The following is an 18,672-nucleotide window of genomic DNA, read 5'->3' on the forward strand; positions in this document are numbered from 1 at the left end:
GTGCTCGCGCGGCGGACTCAGCCGCTGCTTCGGGTGCCGGCGGCGAGGGTCGCGCCGTCCTGCGGGTGGATGACGAGGAACGCGCCCGCCGCGCGGTTCGCGGCGTACTCCTCGATCGGCAGCTCGGCGCCGAGGCGCAGGACGGCGCGGCCGATGTCGTTCGTCTCGAGCCGATCGGCGGGCGTCGTCTCGAGGGTGTCGAGGTCGCGGCGGCCGAGGATGCCGGTGACGAGCGCCGGCACGGTGGCGGTGCCCGCCTTCACGAGCACGCGCGCACCGGGCACGAGGGGACGGGCGTCGAGCTGGAACAGCTCCGCCTCGAGCTCCCGCACGGCCGCCGGCGCGGCATCCGCCGCCACGACGACCGCGCCGCGCGAGGCATCCACCTCGTCCGCCAGCCGCAGTGCGACCGAGCGGGGCGCGCGCGCCTCCGCGAGCTCGCCGTCCGCGGTGTCGATGCCGACGACGGTCGTGAGGATCCCGGCGGGCAGCACCTCGACGAGGTCGCCGCGGCGCACGGTGCCGCTCGTGACCCGCCCGGCGAAGGCGCGGTAGTCGCGGTAGGCCTCGGCCGCGTCCGGACGTGACACGAGCTCGGGCGCGAGCGCCCCCTGCGGCCGCAGCACGAGCTGCACGTCGAGCCGGAACGCCCCGTCGCCGTCCTCGCGCTCGGCGAGCTCCGCCGCGGACGGGAGCGTCTCGAGGAGCTCGAGCAGCGCCGGCCCCCGGTACCACGACGTGCGGGCGGAGCGCTCGACGACGTTGTCGCCGGCGAGCGCGGAGACCGGGACGACGTGGACGCCGTCGAGGCCGAGCTCACGGGCGACGGCGACGACGTCCGCGGCGACGCGCTCGAACACCGCGGCGTCGTAGTCGAGGAGGTCGATCTTGTTCACTGCGACCACGACGTGCGGGACCCGCAGCAGGCTCACCACCGCGAGGTGACGGCGCGTCTGCTCGAGCACGCCCTTCCTCGCGTCGACGAGCACGACGACCGCGTCGGCCGTCGTCGCCCCCGTCACCATGTTGCGCGTGTACTGCACATGGCCCGGGCAGTCGGCGAGGATGAACGAGCGCCGGTCGGTCGCGAAGTAGCGGTAGGCCACGTCGATCGTGATGCCCTGCTCGCGCTCGGCGCGGAGCCCGTCGGTGAGCAGCGCGAAGTCGAAGCCGCCCGCGTCGCCGCCGAAGCCGCGGGCGCGGCTCGCCGACTCGATCTGGGCGAATTGGTCGGCGAGGATCGCCTTCGCGTCGTGCAGCAGCCGCCCGACGAGGGTCGACTTGCCGTCGTCGACCGACCCGGCGGTCGCGAAGCGCAGCAGCGTGCTCATCAGAAGTACCCGTCCTTCTTGCGGTCCTCCATGGCGGCCTCGGAGATGCGGTCGTCGGCCCGGGTCGCCCCGCGCTCGGTGAGGGTCGAAGCGGCGACCTCGGCGGTCACGGCGGCGAGGTCGGCGGCCGCCGACTCGACGGCGCCCGTGCAGCTCATGTCGCCGACCGTGCGGTAGCGCACGGTGCGCCGTTCGACGGGCTCGTCCGGGCGCGGCAGCGAGTGCTCGCCCACCGCGCGCCACATCCCGTCGCGTCGGAACACCTCGCGCTCGTGCGCGAAGTACAGCGGCGGCAGCTCGATCCGCTCGCGCTCGAGGTAGCGCCAGACGTCGAGCTCGGTCCAGTTCGAGATGGGGAAGGCGCGCACGTGCTGGCCCGGGGTGTGCCGCCCGTTGTAGAGGCTCCAGAGCTCGGGGCGCTGGTTGCGCGGGTCCCACTGGCCGAACTCGTCGCGGAGGCTCAGGATGCGCTCCTTCGCGCGGGCCTTGTCCTCGTCGCGGCGGGCGCCGCCGAAGACGGCGTCGTGCCGGCCCGCGGCGATGGCGTCGAGGAGCGGCTGGGTCTGCAGCGGGTTCCGCGTGCCGTCGGCGCGCTCCTGCAGGCGGCCGTCGTCGAGGTAGTCCTGCACGCGCGCGACCTCCAGGCGGATGCCGAGGCGGGCGACGGTCTCGTCCCGGAACGCCAGCACCTCGGGGAAGTTGTGCCCGGTGTCGACGTGCAGCACCGGGAACGGCACCCGGCCCGGCCAGAACGCCTTCGTCGCGAGGTGCAGGACCACGACGGAGTCCTTGCCGCCGGAGAACAGCAGCACGGGCCGCTCGAACTCGGCCACGACCTCGCGGATGATGTGGATCGCCTCGGACTCGAGCTGGTCGAGCACGTCGAGCGCGTTCGGCCCGCCGGTCGCGGACCGCGGCGCGGCGGTGGATGACGCACCGGTGGCTGACGCGGCGGTGGATGGTGCCGCGGCGGACGTCGTCGTCGTCATAGGTGCAACCCGCATTCCGTCTTGGCGAGGCCGGCCCAGCGGCCGGACCTCGGGTCCTCACCGGCGGCGACCGGCTTCGTGCACGGCTCGCAGCCGATGGAGGGGTAGCCGCGGCCGAGCAGCGGATTCACGGGCACCCCGAACGCGGTCGCGTAGTCCGTCAGCTCGTCGAAGCTCCACGCGGCGAGCGGGTTCACCTTGACGAGCCCGTTGCGCTCGTCCCACGCGACGAGCGGCGTGCCCGCCCGGGTCGGCGCCTCGTCGCGGCGCACCCCGGTGAACCACAGCTCGTAGCCGGCGAGGGAGCGCTGGAGCGGCTCGACCTTGCGCCGTTGGCAGCAGAGCCCCGGGTCGCGGCCGAAGAGCTGCGCACCGAACTCGGCGTCCTGCTCGGCGACGGTCTGCGCCGGGCGGACGTCGACGACCCGCACCTCGAGCGCGGCCGCGACGGCGGCGCGCGTCTCGTGGGTCTCGGCGAAGTGGTAGCCGGTGTCGAGGAAGAGCACGTCGACGCCCGGCAGCGACTGCGCGACGAGGTGCGGCAGCACCGCGTCGGCCATCGAGCAGGCGACGGCCGCGAGCTCCGCGTCGAAGTGCCGGGCGACCCAGGCGACGACGGCGTGGGCGCTCGCCTCGCGCCCGCCGTCACCGGCCGCCGCCAGCTCGGCGGCGCCGGCCTCGGCGAGCGCGCGGAGCTCCGCGGCATCCCTCGTCCGCGCGCGCCGGGGCGCGAGCGTCGCGCCCGCCGTCCCGCTCATCGGAGCGCCTCCTCGTCGGCCCGGTGCGCCCACTCGGCGAACGTCTCGCCCGCGGCGGCGTCGCGCTCGGCGAGGTAGCGGCGCACGACCCGCTCGACGTAGTCGGCGAGCCCGTCCGCGGTGACCTTCAGCCCGCGGACCGTGCGGCCGGTGCCGGCCTCCTCGCGGTGCGCGGAGGCGAGCCCGCCGCCGAGGTGCACCTGGAAGCCGGGCGTCTGCCCGCCGTCGCCGTCGGGCAGGAGCTGGCCCTTCAGGCCGATGTCGGCGGTCTGGATGCGGGCGCAGGAGTTCGGGCAGCCGTTCACGTGCAGGCTGATCGGGTGCGGCAGGTCGAGGCCCGCGAGCCGCTCCTCGAGCTGCACGACCGCGCGGGACGCGGTCTGCTTCGTCTCGACGATCGCGAGCTTGCAGAACTCGATGCCGGTGCACGCGATCGCCCCGCGGCGGATGAGGCTCGGCCGCACCTGCAGGCCCAGCCGGTCGAGCTCGGCGACGACCTCCTCGATGTGGCGCTCCTCGATGTCGAGCAGGACGAGCTTCTGGTGCGGCGTGGTGCGCAGCCGTCCGGAGCCGACGCGCTCGAGCAGCTCGGCGATCCCCGTGAGGATCGTGCCCGAGACGCGGCCGACGAGCGGGGTCGCGCCGAGGTAGTAGCGGCCGTCGTGCTGCCGGTGCACGCCGACGTGGTCGCCCTGCGCGAGCGGCTTCGGCGCCGGCGGGCCGTCGGGCAGCGGCTGCGCGAGGTACTCGGTCTCGAGCACCTCACGGAACCGCTCGGCGCCCCAGTCCGCGACGAGGTACTTGAGCCGCGCGCGGTTGCGCAACCGGCGGTAGCCGTAGTCCCGGAAGATCGAGACGACGCCCTCCCAGACCTCCGCGACCCGTTCGGGGGCGACGAAGGTGCCGGTGCGCACGGCGAGATGGGCCGCGGTCGAGAGGCCGCCGCCGACCCAGAGGTCGTAGCCGACGCCGAGCTCGGGGTGCTCCACCGCGACGAACGCGACGTCGTTGATCTCGTGCACGACGTCCTGGCTCGGGTGGCCGGTGATCGCGCTCTTGAACTTGCGCGGCAGGTTCGCGAACTCCGGATCGCCGATGTAGCGGCGCTGGATCTCCTCGATCTGCGGCGTCGGGTCGATGAGCTCGTCCGCGGCGATGCCGGCGACGGGCGAACCGAGGATGACCCGGGGCACATCGCCGCACGCCTCCGTCGTCGAGAGCCCGACGGCCTCCAGCCGGCGCCAGATCTCGGGCACGTCCTCGACCCGCACCCAGTGCAGCTGCACGTTCTGCCGGTCGGTGAGGTCGGCCGTGTCGCGCGCGAACTCGGTGGAGATGCCGCCGATGGTGCGCAGCTGCTCGGTGGTGAGCTGGCCGCCGTCGATGCGGACGCGGAGCATGAAGTACTCGTCCTCGAGCTCGTGGGGTTCGAGCGTCGCGGTCTTGCCGCCGTCGATGCCGGGCTTGCGCTGCGTGTACAGCCCCCACCAGCGGAAGCGGCCGTGCAGGTCGGTCGGGTCGATGCTCGCGAAGCCGCCGCTGGCGTAGATCCGCTCGATGCGCTCGCGCACCGCGAGCCCGCCGTCCTGCTGCTTCCACTCCTCGTTCGCGTTGAGGGGGGCGCGGCCGTCGACCTTCCACTGCCCGTTGGGCTTGTTCGCCCCGCGCGTCGGGCGGACGCCCGCGGCGCGCCGGGCCGGCGCGGCCTGCTCGGCCGTCCTCGTCTCCGTGTCGCCCAGCGTCATGCCAGCTCCCCGCCACTCACCCCCGTCCGGGGGACGGCGATGATCGCCGTCGGAGCGACGCTAGGCGAGGGGGAATCCGGCGGCACGTTCGTGACGACGGGGGTCGTCACGCGATGAAACGGGATGTCTCGGCGCGCCGCATTCCGTCACATGGTTGACAGGCGGGCGGCGGCCGCTTCGAAGCGGTCGACGACGAGCTCGGCGAGCTCGTCCGGCGGCAGCACACCGGGACGGAGCAGCGGTTCGGTGATCGCCGCGGCGCCCGCCGCGCGAGCGGTGTCGACGGCGAGGTCCTGGAAGTAGCCTGGGGCGAGGAGGTAGCTCGCGACGACGACCCGGCGCCCGGCGGCCGCCGGGGAGCCGGCCGCCCGGCGGACCGCCTCGTCGAGCGTCGGCTCCGCCGCGGAGAGGTAGCCGACCGTGACGGGTGCGCCGAGCTCGCGCGCGAGCCGCTCCCCCATCGCCTCGCAGTCCACGACGGCGCGGGCGTCGCTCGATCCGGCGGCGGCGAGCACGACCGGTTCCCCGGCCCGCCAGTCCGCCTCGAGGAGGCGCCGGACGAGCACGCGCGCGAGCCGATCGTCGGGCCCGAGCGCGCCGGCGAGCACGACGGCTCGGCTCCGCTCGGCGGCGACGGCCTCGGTGAGGTCGACGTGCACGTGGTAGCCGGCCGACAGGAGCAGCGGCACGACGACCGCGGGCATGCCCGCCGGGAGGCTCGCGAGGGTGGCCGGCACATCGGGCTGCTCCACGTCGACGTGGCCGAGCCGGAGCGCCGCCGCGCCGGAGCCCGCCGCACCGGAGCCTGCGGCACCCGCCGCCGCGCCGGGCAGCTGCCCGCCCCCGCGCATGAGCCGGGCGCCGACGGCCTGGACGAGGCCGCGGACGGCGGCGCTGCCGTCGGGCGAGGAGGTGCCGTGCGAGATCGCGACGAGCGCAGGACGGGTCATCCCTCCATCGTGCCGTACCCGCCGGTGCGCCGGGGCCGGCAGCGGCATCCGTCCGTCCGTCCGTCGGCCGCATCCGCCCGTCCGCCGGAGGCATCCGCCCGTCCATCGGACGCATCCGCCCGTCCGCCGGAGGCATCCGCCCGCGCTCGACCCTGGGCGAGCTCCGAGGCCGACGGCGTAGGCTGCTAGACCGATGAGCACCCCGACCTCTCCCGCCCGTTCCCGCTTCGGCCGCCGCGAGACTCCTCCGGGCCCGCGCGCCACCTTCCGCCAGCTGCTGCCCTTCGTGTTCGAGCACCGTCCCGTGCTCGTCTGGGTCGCGATCCTCTCGATCATCGGCGCGCTCGCGAGCCTCGCCCAGCCGCTCCTCGTGAGCCAGGTGATCACCGTCGTCGAGGCCGGCGACCCGCTGGGCTGGATCGTCTGGGCGCTGATCGCGCTCGTCGTCGTGAGCGGCATCATCACCGGCTACCAGCACTACCTGCTGCAGCGCACCGGCGAGGGCGTCGTGCTGTCCAGCCGCAAGCAGCTCGTCGCGAAGCTCCTCCGCCTGCCCATCGCGGAGTTCGACACCCGGCGCACGGGCGACCTCGTCTCCCGGGTCGGCAGCGACACGACCATGCTCCGGGCGGTGCTCACCCAGGGCCTCGTCGAGGCGATCGGCGGCGCGGTCACCTTCGTCGGCGCACTCATCGCGATGCTCGTCATCGACCCGGTGCTGCTCGGGCTCACCGTGCTCGTCATCGCCGTCGCCATCACGACGGTGACCCTCCTGTCGGCGCGGGTGCGCGAGGCCTCCCACGCGGCCCAGGCGAAGGTCGGCGACGTCGCCGCCTCCGTCGAGCGGGCGATCAGTTCGGTGCGCACGATCCGCGCGGCGGGCGCGACCGAGCGCGAGCTCGCCGACGTCCAGGCCGAGGCCGAGGGCGCCTGGCGGATGGGCGTGAAGGTCGCGAAGATCTCGGCGCTCATCGTGCCGATCGCGGGCATCGCGATGCAGGTGTCGTTCCTCGTCGTGCTGGGCGTCGGCGGCTTCCGGGTGGCGTCGGGCGCGATCACGGTCGCGAGCCTCGTCGCCTTCATCCTGTTCCTGTTCATGATGATCCTGCCGCTCGGGCAGGCGTTCGGCGCGATCACCTCGGTGAACCAGGCCCTCGGCGCCCTCGGCCGCATCCAGGAGATCCTCGACCTCCCCGACGAGGACGCGCACGACCGCGAGCTCGCCCCGCTCGCCCTCGTCGTCGGACCGGCGAACGAGGGCGTCCGCCCCGACGCCCCCGCGATCGAGTTCGACGACGTGCACTTCGCGTACGCGTCGACGTCGCCGCAGGACCCGGCCGACCCGGGCAACGACTCCGCCGACGCCCACGCGCCGGAGCCCTCCGTCACCGAGCGCCAGCCCGTGCTCCGGGGCGTCTCCTTCGCCGTGCCGCGCGGGCAGCGCGTCGCCCTCGTCGGCCCCTCCGGCGCCGGCAAGTCGACGATCCTCGCGCTCGTCGAGCGCTTCTACGACCCCTCGGTCGGCGAGGTGCGGATGGGCGGGCTCGACCTCCGCTCGATCGACCGCGCCGAGCTCCGCGCGCAGATCGGCTACGTCGAGCAGGATGCCCCGGTGCTCGCCGGCACCCTCCGCGACAATCTGCTCCTCGGCAGTCCCGAGGCGAGCGACGAGGAGTGCGAGCACGTGCTCCGCGCCGTGAACCTCGGCGGGGTGCTCGAACGCGACCCCGCCGGGCTCGGCGCGCAGGTCGGCGAGGACGGCATCATGCTCTCCGGCGGCGAGCGCCAGCGGCTCGCGATCGCCCGCGCGCTCCTCGCCGCCCCGCCGATCCTGCTGCTCGACGAGTCGACGTCGTCGCTCGACGGCGTGAACGAGCGGATGATGCGGGAGGCGATCGACGAGGTCGCCGCGGGCCGCACGCTCATCGTCATCGCGCACCGGCTCTCGACCGTCGTGGACTCCGACCGGATCGTCGTGCTCGACGGCGGGCGCATCATCGGCGAGGGCACGCACGCGGAGCTCGTCGACGAGGTGCCGCTCTACCGCGAGCTCGCGGAGCACCAGCTCCTCGTCTGAGGCGCCTGCGCGAAACGGCCCGCTTCCGATCGGAAGCGGGCCGTTTCGCGTCTCGTGCGAAGAGATTGCCGCGGGCGGTGCGCCTTCCCGTGCCCACAACGCCCGCGGCGGGTCCGTAGACCCATGGATGCCGCGGGCGGTGCGCCTTCCCGTGCCCACAGCGCCCGCAGCATCCATCGGTCTGCGCATCCCATGATGACGCATTCCGCGCCGTTTCCCGTCATCGGCGGCGAACCGCCCGTCCGATCGAGCGGACGAGGATCGCGCCAGACCTGGGACCCCGGCGCGATCCTCCTCCGCTCGATCGTGCGCCCCGGTGGCCGGGGCGCACGATCGACGGGACCGTGTGTCAGTCGGTCACGGGCACCTGCCCGTGCTCGAGGTGGTAGCGGAGGCTCGACAGCTCGGCGCGCAGGGCGGCGGGCACCCGGTCGCCGAACTGGCCGAAGTACTCCTCGGTCAGCTCGCACTCGGCGAGCCACGAGGCCGGGTCGACGTGGAAGAGCTGCTCGAGCTCGCCGTCGGTGATCTCGAGGCCGTCGAGGTTCAGCGCGTCGTCGGCGGGGAGCAGCCCGATCGGCGTCTCCTTCGCGCCGGCCTCGCCCTCGAGCCGGCCGACGATCCACTCGATGACGCGCGAGTTCTCGCCGAACCCGGGCCAGAGGAAGGAGCCGTCGGTGCCCTTGCGGAACCAGTTGACCTGGAAGATCTGCGGCGCGCGGTCGCCCAGCACGCGGCCCATCTTCACCCAGTGGCCCCAGTAGTCGGCCATGTTGTAGCCGCAGAAGGGCAGCATCGCGAACGGGTCGCGGCGGAGCTCGCCGACGGTGCCCTCGGCGGCCGCGGTCTTCTCGCTCGAGATCGTCGCGCCCATGAAGACGCCGTGCTTCCACGAACGGGCCTGCGCGACGAGCGGCACGTTGGTCGCGCGGCGACCGCCGAACAGGATGGCGTCGATCGGCACGCCGTCGTGGGCGTCCCAGTCGTCGGAGATCTGCGGGCACTGCGCCGCGGCCACCGTGAAGCGGGAGTTCGGGTGCGCGGCGGGGCGGCCGGACGCGGGCGTCCAGGGCTGGCCCTGCCAGTCGGTGAGCTCCTCGGGCACCTCGTCGGTGAGCCCCTCCCACCAGACGTCGCCGTCGGGCCGGAGCGCCACGTTCGTGAAGATCGTGTTGCCCCAGAGGGTCTGCACGGCCGTCGGGTTCGTGGTCTCGCCGGTGCCCGGCGCGACGCCGAAGAAGCCGGCCTCGGGGTTGATCGCGTAGAGGCGGCCGTCATCACCGGGGCGCATCCAGGCGATGTCGTCGCCGATCGTCTCCACGGTCCAGCCGGGGATCGTCGGACGGAGCATCGCGAGGTTCGTCTTGCCGCACGCCGAGGGGAACGCCGCGGCGATGTGGTAGACCTTGCCGGCGGGCGAGGTGACCTTGATGAGCAGCATGTGCTCGGCGAGCCAGCCCTCGTCGCGCGCCATCACCGAGGCGATGCGCAGCGCGAAGCACTTCTTCGCGAGGAGGGCGTTGCCGCCGTAGCCGGAGCCGAACGACCAGATCTCGCGCGAGTCCGGGAACTGCACGATGTACTTCGTCGGGTTCGACGGCCAGTCGATCTCGTCGCGGCGCTGGCCGATGCCGTCGACGAGCGGGTAGCCGACCGAGTGCACGGTGCGCACCCACGGCTCGCCGGCCTCGATGAGGCGGTAGACCTGCTCGCCCATGCGCGTCATGATGCCCATCGAGAGCACCACGTAGGGCGAGTCGGTGATCTCGACGCCGAGCTGCGAGATGGGGCCGCCGAGCGGGCCCATCGAGAACGGCACCACGTACATGGTGCGGCCCTTCATGGAGCCGTCGAAGACGTCGACGAGCTCTTCGCGCATCTCGCGCGGGTCGCGCCAGTTGTTGGTCGGACCGGCGTCTTCCTCGTACGTCGAGCAGATGAAGGTGCGGTCCTCGACCCGGGCGACGTCGGAGGCGTCGGTGCGGGCGAGGTAGCTGTTGGGGCGCCACTCGGGGTTCAGCTTGATCAGCTTGCCCTCGGCGACGAGCTGCTTCGTGAGGAGGTCGGCCTCCTGCTTGGAGCCGTCGCACCAGACGATCTCGTCGGGCTTCGTGAGGGCGGCGATCTCGTCGACCCAGGCGCGGAGGGCCGGGTCGGTGGTGCCGCGGGGGGTATCGCGGGCGTCGGAGTCCGTTCCGATGGAGAACTCGGAGAGGGTCATCGTCGTCGCGCCTTCCTGTGTCTGCCGCGACCTCGTGGCCGCGGCGGCCGAACCGGAACCGGTTCACACGGACCGGAATCGGTTCGTAGTTCAAGAATGCGGGAAGAGCGAGCAGTCATCTGGACGAAATCGATGGAAAGAATCGTCGATCTTTCGATATCCTTAAGCCATGACGGCAGGCGCACTCCCCCGCACGGCGGGCATCTGGCGATGAAGGCGGGCACCCCCGACCTCGCGACCCTCGGGCATCGCATCCGGCACTTCCGCGGCGAGCGCGGCCTCACCCTCGACCAGCTCGGCGAGCTCGTCGACCTCGCGGGCAGCCAGCTCTCGCTGATCGAGAACGGCAAACGGGAGCCGAAGCTCTCGACCCTCGACGCCCTCGCCGCCGCCCTCGACGTCGAGCTCGCCGAGCTCCTCTCCCGGGAGGCGCCGAGCCGCCGGGCGGCGCTCGAGCTCGAGCTCGGCCGATCCCAGGCGAGCCCGCTCTACGCGAGCCTCGGCCTGCCGCCGATCCGCGCCGGGCGCGGCATCAGCGACGAGACCCTGGAGTCGATCGTCGGGCTCCACCGCGAGCTGCAGCGCCGGGCCAGCGAGGCGATCGCGACGCCGGAGGAGGCGCGACGGGCGAACACGGAGATGCGGGAGCGGATGCGCGAGCGCGCCAACTACCTCCCCGACATCGAGCAGCTCGCCGAGGAGCAGGTGCGCGCGTCGGGGCACCGCTCAGGCGCGCTCACGCACCGCGAGGTGAGCGTCATGGCCGAGCGGCTCGGCTTCAAGCTCATCTACGTCGACGACCTGCCCGACTCCACCCGGTCGATCACCGACCTCGAGAACGGCCGCATCTACCTGCCGCCCGCGTCGATCCCCGGCGGCCACGGGCTCCGCTCGATGGCGCTCCAGGCGATGGCGCACCGGCTGCTCGGCCACACGCCGCCGGCGAGCTACGACGAGTTCCTCTGGCAGCGGCTCGAGATCAACTACTTCGCCGCCGCGTGCCTGATGCCCCAGGAGGCATCCGTCGCCTTCCTGCAGGAGGCGAAGAAGGACAAGCGCCTCGCGATCGAGGACTTCCGCGACGCCTTCGGCGTCACCCACGAGGCGGCCGCGCTCCGCTTCACGAACCTCGGCACCTCGCACCTCGACATGACGCTGCACTTCCTCCGGGTCGCGGGCGACGGGGCGCTGCTGAAGGGCTACGAGAACGACGGGCTGCCGCTGCCGACCGACGTCACGGGCTCGATCGAGGGGCAGTGGGTGTGCAAGAAGTGGAGCGCGCGCACCGCCTTCGAGCACACGAACCGCACGACCGAGAACTACCAGTACACCGACACGCCCGCCGGCACCTTCTGGTGCGCGACGCAGACGGGGCGCACGGATGCCGCGGAGTTCTCGATCACGGTGGGCGTGCCGTTCAGCCAGGCGAAGTGGTTCCGCGGCCGCGAGACGACGCTGCGGGCAACGTCGAGCTGCCCCGACGAGAACTGCTGCCGCCGGGCGCCCGACGGCCTCGCGGAGCGCTGGGCGGGCCGCGCGTGGCCGAGCGCCCGGCTGCACGCCCACGTGCTGTCGCCGCTGCCCTCCGGCACCTTCCCCGGCGTCGACGACGTCGAGGTCTACGCCTTCCTCGAGGCGCACGCCGAGCAGTAGCAGGCACCGGGCGCACGACGAGCAGGAGCAGGCACCAAGCGCGACTTGCGATTCGCGTCTCGCGCAGCTCCTAGAAGCTGCCGCCCATCTCCTGCAGGCGCTTCACGCGCTCGGGGATCGGCGGGTGCGTGGCGAAGAGGCGGTCGACGATGCCGGGCTTCAGCGGGTCGGCGATCCAGAGGTGCGCCATGGAGGTGTTCTGCCGCTGCATGGGCCGCCCGTAGGCCTCGAGCTTCAGCAGCGCCCGGGCGAGCGCGTCGGGGTGCCGGGTCGTCATCGCGCCGGTCGCGTCGGCGAGGTACTCGCGCTGGCGGGACACGGCGAGCTGCACGAGGGTCGCGACGAGCGGCGCCACGAGCATCGCGACGATGCCGAAGATCATGACGATCGGGTTGCCGTTGTTGTTGTTCCGGCCGAAGAAGGCCATGCGCACGAGCATGTCGGAGATGAAGCCGACAGCGACGACGAGGCCGAACACGATCATCGAGAGGCGGATGTCGTAGTTGCGCACGTGTCCGAGCTCGTGCGCCATGACGCCCTCGAGCTCGGCGTCGTCCATGAGCTCGAGCAGGCCCGTGGTCGCGGCGACGGAGGCGTGCTGCGGGTCGCGGCCGGTGGCGAAGGCGTTCGGCGCCGGGTCGGAGACCACGTAGACGCGGGGCATCGGCGTGCCCGTCGTGATCGACAGGTTCTCGACGACGCGCCAGAGCCTCGGGTGCTCGGCCTTCGAGGTGATCTCGATGGCGCCGGACATCGCGAGCGCCTGCCGGTCGGCCGTGAAGTACTGGATGAGGGCGTAGCCGATCGCCACGACCAGGGTGATGACGACGATCGTCAGGTTGCCGTAGATCGCGGCGGCGAGCCAGCCGAGCCCGCCGATGATCAGCAGGAACAGCACGATGGTGAAGACGGTGTTGCGTTTGTTCTTGGCGATTGCGCGATACATCGGGTGGCGTCAGCGCTCCACTCGCGTCAGAACTGGACGCGCGGCGGCTCGGCGATCGCCGCCGGCTCCGCGACCTCGAAGAACTCGCGCTCGTGGAAGCCGAGGCTCCGCACGAAGAGCGTGTTCGGGAACACCTTGATCTTCGTGTTCAGCTCGCGCACGCCGCCGTTGTAGAAGCGGCGCGAGGCCTGGATCTTGTCTTCCGTGTCGACGAGCTCCGACTGCAGCTGCAGGAAGTTCTGGCTGGCCTGCAGCTGGGGGTAGGCCTCGGCGACCGCGAAGATCGACTTCAGCGCCTGCTGCATGTGGTTCTCGGCGGCACCGGCCTCGACGGGGCCCTGCGCCTGGAGGGTCTCGGCGCGCGCCTGCGTCACCGACTCGAAGACCGACTTCTCGTGCGCGGCGTAGCCCTTGACCGCCTCGATGAGGTTCGGGATCAGGTCGGCGCGGCGCTTCAGCTGCACCGTGATGTCGCTCCACGCCTCGTCGACCCGCACGTTGAGGGTGACGAGGGAGTTGTACGTGGCCCACAGGTAGATGCCGATGATGAGGACCAGCGCGACGACGATGATGACGGGAATGAGCCATTCCATGGCTGATCAGCTCCTAGCGCTGCGGGGAATCGGGGTGCCGTCTCATCTTATCCGCGGCCCCCTCGCGGCGGATGGATTTCCCATGAGACTCGAAGGCTTCTCACTCCCCGCTCACCGCGGGCGTGTCGCGGGCGTGCAGACGAGGCGTAGGCTCTGCGTCGTGGACCAGCACGGCACCCGGGTTCCCCCTCGTCGGCGCGGACGACCGCGTGCGTCGGAGGTCGGCGAGGCGCGCGGGCGGATCATCGCCGCGGCGACCGAGGAGTTCGCCGAGCGCGGCTACGAGGCGGCGTCGATCCGCGCGATCGCGCGGCGGGCGGAGGTCGATCCGGCGCTCATCCGGCACTACTTCGACGACAAGCAGGCGCTCGTCGCCGCGGTGGTCGAGGTGCCGCTCCGTCCCGACCGGGTGGTGCGCGGCGCGCTCGACGGCCCGTTCGACGGCATCGGCGCGGCGCTCGTCACGGGGGTCGTCCGAGCCTGGGACTCCCCCGCGGTGCGCCCGGCGGCGCTCGCGGCGCTCCGCGGCGCGGTGGGGCAGGGCCCCGTCTCGCGGATGCTCCGGGAGTTCCTCCGCCGCGAGCTCATGCACCGGATCGCGGCGCGCCTCGTCGACGAGGGCGTCGCCGACGGCGAGGCCGAGCTCCGCGCGGAATTCGCCGTCTCCCAGATCGTCGGACTCATCATGGTGCGCTACGTGCTCGTCGCCGAGCCGCTCGCGAGCCTGCCGCCCGAGGAGGTCGTGCGCCGGCTCGCGCCGGTGGTGCAGTTCCACCTCACCGGGGACGCGCAGGACCTCGCCGGGGCGGGCCTTGACAGCGCGGCGCACCCGGCGAAGAATTCCTCGCATGATGAATAACGCGGATGCCTCGACCGGCGCCGCCGTGGTCGTCCGCGGGCTGCACGTCCGCCGCGGCCGGAGCGAGGTGCTCGACGGCCTCTCGCTCGCCGTGCCGCGCGGCCGGATCGTGGGCCTGCTCGGTCCGAGCGGCAGCGGCAAGACGACGCTCATGCGCGCGATCGTCGGCGTGCAGGTCGTCCGCTCCGGGGAGATCGAGGTGCTCGGGCTCCCCGCCGGGAGCGCCGCGCTCCGCACCCGGGTCGCCTACGTCACCCAGCAGCCGAGCGTCTACGACGACCTGACCGTGCGGCAGAACCTCCGCTACTTCCGCCGGGTGCTCGGCGCACCCGCGGCCGACGTCGAGCGGGTCATCGCGCGCACCGAGCTCGGGCCGGTCGCCGACCGGCTCGCGGGGAGCCTCTCGGGCGGACAGCGCGGGCGCGTCTCGCTCGCCGCCGCACTGCTCGGCTCCCCCGAGCTGCTCGTCCTCGACGAGCCCACCGTCGGCCTCGACCCGGTGCTCCGCGTCGAGCTCTGGGCCCTCTTCCGCTCCCTCGCCGACGAGGGGGCGACCCTCCTCGTCTCGAGCCACGTCATGGACGAGGCGAAGCGCTGCGACCGTCTCCTCCTCATGCGCGACGGTGAGCTGCTCGCCGACGACACCGTCGACGGCGTGCTCGAGGTCACCGGCACCGACGACGTCGAAGCGGCGTTCCTCCGGCTCATCGAGCGCGGCGAGCCCGATCTCCGCTCCCCCGACGAGCGGGCGCAGCATCCGCGCGGCCGGCACGAGGCATCCGCCGCCGGAGCATCCGTCTCCGCGGCAGCCATCGCCGAAGCATCCGCCCCCGCGGCATCCACCCCTGCGGCATCCGCCGCTCCTGCGCACTCCCCGGCCGAGCCCGGACCGGAGGACCCGCGATGACCCTCGGCCGCACCTTCGCCACCGCCGGCCGCGTGCTCGCGCAGATCCGGCACGACCCGCGCACCATCGGGCTCCTCGTCGTCGTGCCGAGCCTCCTCATCGGCCTCGTCGCCTGGATCTTCACCGACACCGACGTCTTCAGCGACATCGGCCCCGCGATGATCGCCCTCTTCCCGTTCATCGTGATGTTCCTCGTCACGAGCATCGCGACGCTCCGCGAGCGGCGCAGCGGCACGCTCGAGCGGCTGCTGTCGATGCCGCTCGGCAAGGGCGACTTCATCCTGGGCTACGCGCTCGCATTCGGCCTCCTCGCGGTCGTGCAGACCGCCGTGGCGGTGTCGTTCGCGGTGTGGGTCTGCGGCCTCGAGATCGCCGGCTCGATCTGGCTGCTCTTCGCCGTAGCGGTGGCCGACGCCCTCCTCGGCACCGCGCTCGGGCTGCTCGCGAGCGCGTTCGCGCGCACCGAGTTCCAGGTCGTGCAGTTCATGCCGGTGCTCGTGTTCCCGCAGATCCTGCTCGGCGGCATCTTCATCCCGCGGGACCAGCTGCCCGACGTGCTCGAGGCGATCAGCGAGTGGCTGCCGCTCAGCTACGCGATCGATGCGCTCCAGGCGGTCGCCGCCGACTCCGAGTCGACGGCCTGGGTCGTCGGCAAGCTGCTCGTGATCGGCGCCTGGATCGTCGGCTCCATCGTGGTCGGCTCGATCACCCTCCGCCGCCGCACGCCCTAGCCCGGACCCGCCTGCCCGGCCTGCCCGCCGCCGCCGGCCCACCTGCCCCGGCCGCCCCGCCCTGGCCCCCGGCCCCGTCCGTCGGCGCGGGCGGAGGAGATTCGCACCCGGGGAGGTGAATACGGGTCCGAACACCCTCCCGCAGCGTGAATCTCCTCCCGCAGGCCGAGCCCCAGCCCCAGCCGCGCCCCAGCCCAGCCGCCGCATCCCCTCGCCCGGGCCCGCCGGCTACGCGCCGAGCACCCGATCGAGGTAGGGGTTGCGGAAGCGCCGCTCGGGGTCGAGCTCCTCCCGCACCGCGAGGAAGTCGTCGAAGCGGGGGTAGCGCTCGCGCAGGGCCTCCGCGTCGAGCGTGTGCATCTTGCCCCAGTGCGGGCGCCCCTCGTGGGCGAGCATGATCTCCTCGACGGCGCGGAAGTACTCCGTCGGGTCCTCGCGGAAGTAGCGGTGCACCGCGAGGTAGCCCGACTCCCGGCCGTGCGCCGTCGACAGCCAGTTCTCGTCGGCCGCCGCGGCCCGCACCTCGACGGGGAAGCTGATCCGCCAGCCGCGCCACTCGATGAGGCGCTGCACCTCGCGCAGGGCGTCGGGCACGGCCGCGAGCGGCACCGCGTACTCCATCTCGCGGAAGCGCACCGTGCGGTTCGTCACGAACACCTTCGGCGAGAAGTCGGCGAAGTCCCGGCTGCCCTGCAGGCGCTCGACCTGCCGGGCGAAGAACGGCACGACGCCCGGTGCGACGGTGCCGAGGGCGCAGACGCCCCGGTAGACGCCGTTCGCGAGCAGCTCGTCGTCGAGGTAGCGCGACATCCGCCCGAGGGGCTTCCGCGGCGCGTCGCCGGGCAGCCGGGTGTTCGTCTTCGTCATCGCGATCTCGGTGTGCGGGAACCAGTAGAACTCGAAGTGGTCGGCGCCGCGCACCCGCTGCTCCCAGCCGTCCAGCACCTCGGTGAGCGGCTCGGGGTGCTCGTCGGCGTGCAGCACGTAGCGGGGCACGAGCTGCAGGGTGAGCTCGACGAGCACGCCGAGCGCCCCGAGGCCGAGGCGCACGGCGGGCAGCAGCTCGGGGCGGGAGGTCTCGTCGACGGTGAGGAGCTCGCCCGTGCCGGTCACGAGCTTCGCCCCGACGATCTGCGTCGCGAGGCCGCCGAAGCCGAGGCCCGTGCCGTGGGTGCCGGTGGAGGTGGCGCCGGCGATCGACTGCCGGTCGATGTCGCCCATGTTCGGCAGGGCGAGGCCGTAGGGCGCGAGCAGGGCGGGCAGGCGGTGGAGGCGCGTGCCCGCGCCGAGCGTCACGCGTCCGCGTTCGACGTCCACGTCGAGGATGCCGTCGACGGCGTCGAGGTCGAGCTGCACGCCGGGTGCCACGGCGATGCCGGTGAAGCTGTGCCCGGCCCCCACGGGCTTGATCGCGAGCCCCGCAGCGGCGGCGGCGACCACGGCGCGCTGCACCGCCTCCGCGCTCGCGGGCCGCTCGACCCGGATCGGCCTGACCTGCTCGGTCCGTCCCCAGTTGCGCCAGATCGCGCCCGTCGCCGCCACGGCATCCCGTCCTCTCGTCACCGCCTGGCGCTCGCGCGCGCCCTCCGTCGTCGCCCCGCTCACAGGAACGCCCAGCCCTCGCCGCGGTACGTCGGCAGCTCGCCGACGACCGCATCGCCGTCGATGACCGCGAAGGCGTTCAGGTGCTCGGCGAGCTCGCCCGACTTCGTGTGCCGCAGCCAGACCCGGTCGCCGACGCGGAGCCGGCGCGCCGTCCGGCCGGTCACCGGCGACTGCACCTCCCCGGCCATCTCGCGCGGCAGCAGTTCGAGCCCCTCCGGCCAGACGATGCGGGGCAGCCGGTCGGCTCCTGGCGGGCCGGAGGCGATCCAGCCGCCGCCGAGGATCGTCGCGTGGTCCGTGCTCGGCCGGCGCACCACGTCGAGCGCGAAGGCGGCGGCGGGGGCGGGGGCGAACTGCGTGTAGCCGTCGAAGAGGTGCCCGGCGAGGATGCCGGAGCCGGCGGCGATCTCGGTGATCGACGGGTCGGCGCTCGTCGCCTCGAGCGAGCCCGTGCCGCCGCCGTTCACGAACTCCAGCTCCGCGTGCTCGCGGATGCGGGCGATGGCGCGGGCCCGCCGCTCGAGCAGCTCGGGCAGGGAGCGGGACTGCATCCAGCGGTTGAGGGCGCCGTCGACGGGCTTGCCGGGCGGCGCGGTCTGCACGCCCGCGATCTGCGCCTCGTACGACATGACGCCGACGAGCGCGAAGCCGGGACGCGCGGCGAGGTAGGCCGCGAACGCGCCCGCGTCGGCCGGATCGTGGATGGGCGAGCGCCGGACGCCGAGGTGCCCGAGCACGGGCGCCTGCCAGGAGGCGTCGAGCTCGAGGCACACCCGGATCGTCTCGCGCTCGCCGGGCGGGAGCACCGCGTCGACGAGGTCGAGCTGGGCCGGCGAGTCGACCATGAGCGTGATCTTCGCCGCGAGCTCGGGGTCGGTGGCGAGGCGGCGGATGCTCCCCCGCTCCGCCGTGGGGTAGCCGACGACGAGGTCGTCGACGGTGGCCGCGAGCTCGATCGCCTCGGCGAGCGTGTAGGCGAGCACGCCGCGGTAGCCGGGCATCCGGAGCAGGGCCTCGATCACGCCGCGGACGCGGATCGACTTCGAGGCGACCCGGATCGGCGTGCCCTGCGCGCGGCGCACCATGTCGGCGGCGTTGTGCCGGAGCGCGCCGAGGTGGAGGGCGCCGACGGGCGCGTCGAGGTGCGCGGTCGCCGCCGTCATCCGGCCCCAGTACTCCGCCGGATCGCGCCAGACCGCGGCATCCGCCGTCGGCCGGCCGGTGAGACGGAGGTCGATCGTCGTCACGCTGGGCTGCTCCTTCGTCGTGGTGCCGCGTTTCGCGGCGGGGCGCTTTTTCGCGGCGCG

General features: G+C 73.3%; 15 protein-coding genes. 5 read left to right on the forward strand and 10 right to left on the reverse strand.

Going from position 1 to position 18,672, the window contains the following annotated elements; genetic code table 11:
- Positions 1 to 17: 17 nt before the first annotated feature.
- The 5 genes from ROT00_RS09710 to ROT00_RS09730 all read right to left on the reverse strand — a co-directional run bounded on the left by ROT00_RS09710 (position 18) and on the right by ROT00_RS09730 (position 5,773).
- A complete protein-coding gene (locus ROT00_RS09710; protein ID WP_404774389.1) occupies positions 18 to 1,331 on the reverse strand; it encodes a sulfate adenylyltransferase subunit 1 in 1,314 nt (437 codons plus the stop codon).
- Entirely contained in the window at positions 1,331 to 2,320 is a 990-nt protein-coding gene (gene cysD, locus ROT00_RS09715; protein ID WP_404774390.1) for a sulfate adenylyltransferase subunit CysD, read from the reverse strand. Before cysD ends, ROT00_RS09710 begins: the two co-directional genes overlap by 1 nt.
- Positions 2,317 to 3,078, reverse strand: coding sequence for a phosphoadenylyl-sulfate reductase (locus ROT00_RS09720; RefSeq protein ID WP_404774392.1), 762 nt, complete (start codon positions 3,076 to 3,078; stop codon positions 2,317 to 2,319). The genes cysD and ROT00_RS09720 overlap by 4 nt, the downstream gene beginning before the upstream one ends.
- Complete coding sequence (locus tag ROT00_RS09725; RefSeq protein WP_404774393.1) at positions 3,075 to 4,823, reverse strand: nitrite/sulfite reductase; 1,749 nt, start codon at positions 4,821 to 4,823, stop codon at positions 3,075 to 3,077. The genes ROT00_RS09720 and ROT00_RS09725 overlap by 4 nt, the downstream gene beginning before the upstream one ends.
- A gap of 146 nt (positions 4,824 to 4,969) precedes the next feature.
- The gene (locus tag ROT00_RS09730; RefSeq protein WP_404774395.1) at positions 4,970 to 5,773 is read right to left on the reverse strand and encodes a sirohydrochlorin chelatase; all 804 of its coding nucleotides are present in this window, start codon (positions 5,771 to 5,773) and stop codon (positions 4,970 to 4,972) included.
- Positions 5,774 to 5,966: 193 nt separating this feature from the next.
- Here ROT00_RS09730 and ROT00_RS09735 point away from each other — a divergent pair, with 193 nt between their 5' ends.
- Complete coding sequence (locus ROT00_RS09735) at positions 5,967 to 7,850, forward strand: ABC transporter ATP-binding protein (protein ID WP_404774397.1); 1,884 nt, start codon at positions 5,967 to 5,969, stop codon at positions 7,848 to 7,850.
- 349 nt (positions 7,851 to 8,199) lie between these two features.
- Here the strand turns inward: ROT00_RS09735 and ROT00_RS09740 are convergent, their stop codons facing one another.
- Positions 8,200 to 10,071 (reverse strand): phosphoenolpyruvate carboxykinase (GTP), encoded by a 1,872-nt coding sequence (locus ROT00_RS09740; RefSeq protein ID WP_404774398.1) that lies wholly within the window; start codon positions 10,069 to 10,071, stop codon positions 8,200 to 8,202.
- Between the two features lie 210 nt (positions 10,072 to 10,281).
- Between ROT00_RS09740 and ROT00_RS09745 the strand changes: the two genes are divergently transcribed.
- The gene (locus ROT00_RS09745; protein ID WP_404774400.1) at positions 10,282 to 11,724 is read left to right on the forward strand and encodes a helix-turn-helix domain-containing protein; all 1,443 of its coding nucleotides are present in this window, start codon (positions 10,282 to 10,284) and stop codon (positions 11,722 to 11,724) included.
- 70 nt (positions 11,725 to 11,794) lie between these two features.
- Here ROT00_RS09745 and ROT00_RS09750 read toward each other — a convergent pair whose 3' ends face one another.
- Positions 11,795 to 12,670 (reverse strand): M48 family metalloprotease, encoded by an 876-nt coding sequence (locus ROT00_RS09750; protein WP_404774402.1) that lies wholly within the window; start codon positions 12,668 to 12,670, stop codon positions 11,795 to 11,797.
- A 26-nt stretch (positions 12,671 to 12,696) separates the two neighbouring features.
- Positions 12,697 to 13,263, reverse strand: coding sequence for a LemA family protein (locus ROT00_RS09755; protein WP_251202224.1), 567 nt, complete (start codon positions 13,261 to 13,263; stop codon positions 12,697 to 12,699).
- A gap of 160 nt (positions 13,264 to 13,423) precedes the next feature.
- On the opposite strand from ROT00_RS09755, the gene ROT00_RS09760 reads away from it, so the two are divergent.
- Genes ROT00_RS09760 through ROT00_RS09770 form a run of 3 tightly spaced genes read left to right on the forward strand, consistent with a single transcriptional unit; the run spans position 13,424 to position 15,760 of the window.
- A complete protein-coding gene (locus ROT00_RS09760; RefSeq protein ID WP_404774404.1) occupies positions 13,424 to 14,122 on the forward strand; it encodes a TetR/AcrR family transcriptional regulator in 699 nt (232 codons plus the stop codon).
- A complete protein-coding gene (locus ROT00_RS09765) occupies positions 14,112 to 15,029 on the forward strand; it encodes an ABC transporter ATP-binding protein (RefSeq protein ID WP_404774406.1) in 918 nt (305 codons plus the stop codon). The genes ROT00_RS09760 and ROT00_RS09765 overlap by 11 nt, the downstream gene beginning before the upstream one ends.
- Complete coding sequence (locus ROT00_RS09770; RefSeq protein ID WP_404774408.1) at positions 15,026 to 15,760, forward strand: ABC transporter permease; 735 nt, start codon at positions 15,026 to 15,028, stop codon at positions 15,758 to 15,760. Before ROT00_RS09765 ends, ROT00_RS09770 begins: the two co-directional genes overlap by 4 nt.
- 228 nt (positions 15,761 to 15,988) lie before the next feature.
- Here ROT00_RS09770 and ROT00_RS09775 read toward each other — a convergent pair whose 3' ends face one another.
- Complete coding sequence (locus ROT00_RS09775) at positions 15,989 to 17,302, reverse strand: D-arabinono-1,4-lactone oxidase (RefSeq protein ID WP_404774523.1); 1,314 nt, start codon at positions 17,300 to 17,302, stop codon at positions 15,989 to 15,991.
- Positions 17,303 to 17,361: 59 nt separating this feature from the next.
- Entirely contained in the window at positions 17,362 to 18,603 is a 1,242-nt protein-coding gene (locus ROT00_RS09780; protein WP_404774525.1) for an alanine racemase, read from the reverse strand.
- Positions 18,604 to 18,672 lie beyond the last annotated feature (69 nt).

Source organism: Agromyces mediolanus (genome assembly GCF_044917495.1).
In the GTDB taxonomy this organism is placed as follows: domain Bacteria; phylum Actinomycetota; class Actinomycetes; order Actinomycetales; family Microbacteriaceae; genus Agromyces; species Agromyces mediolanus_B.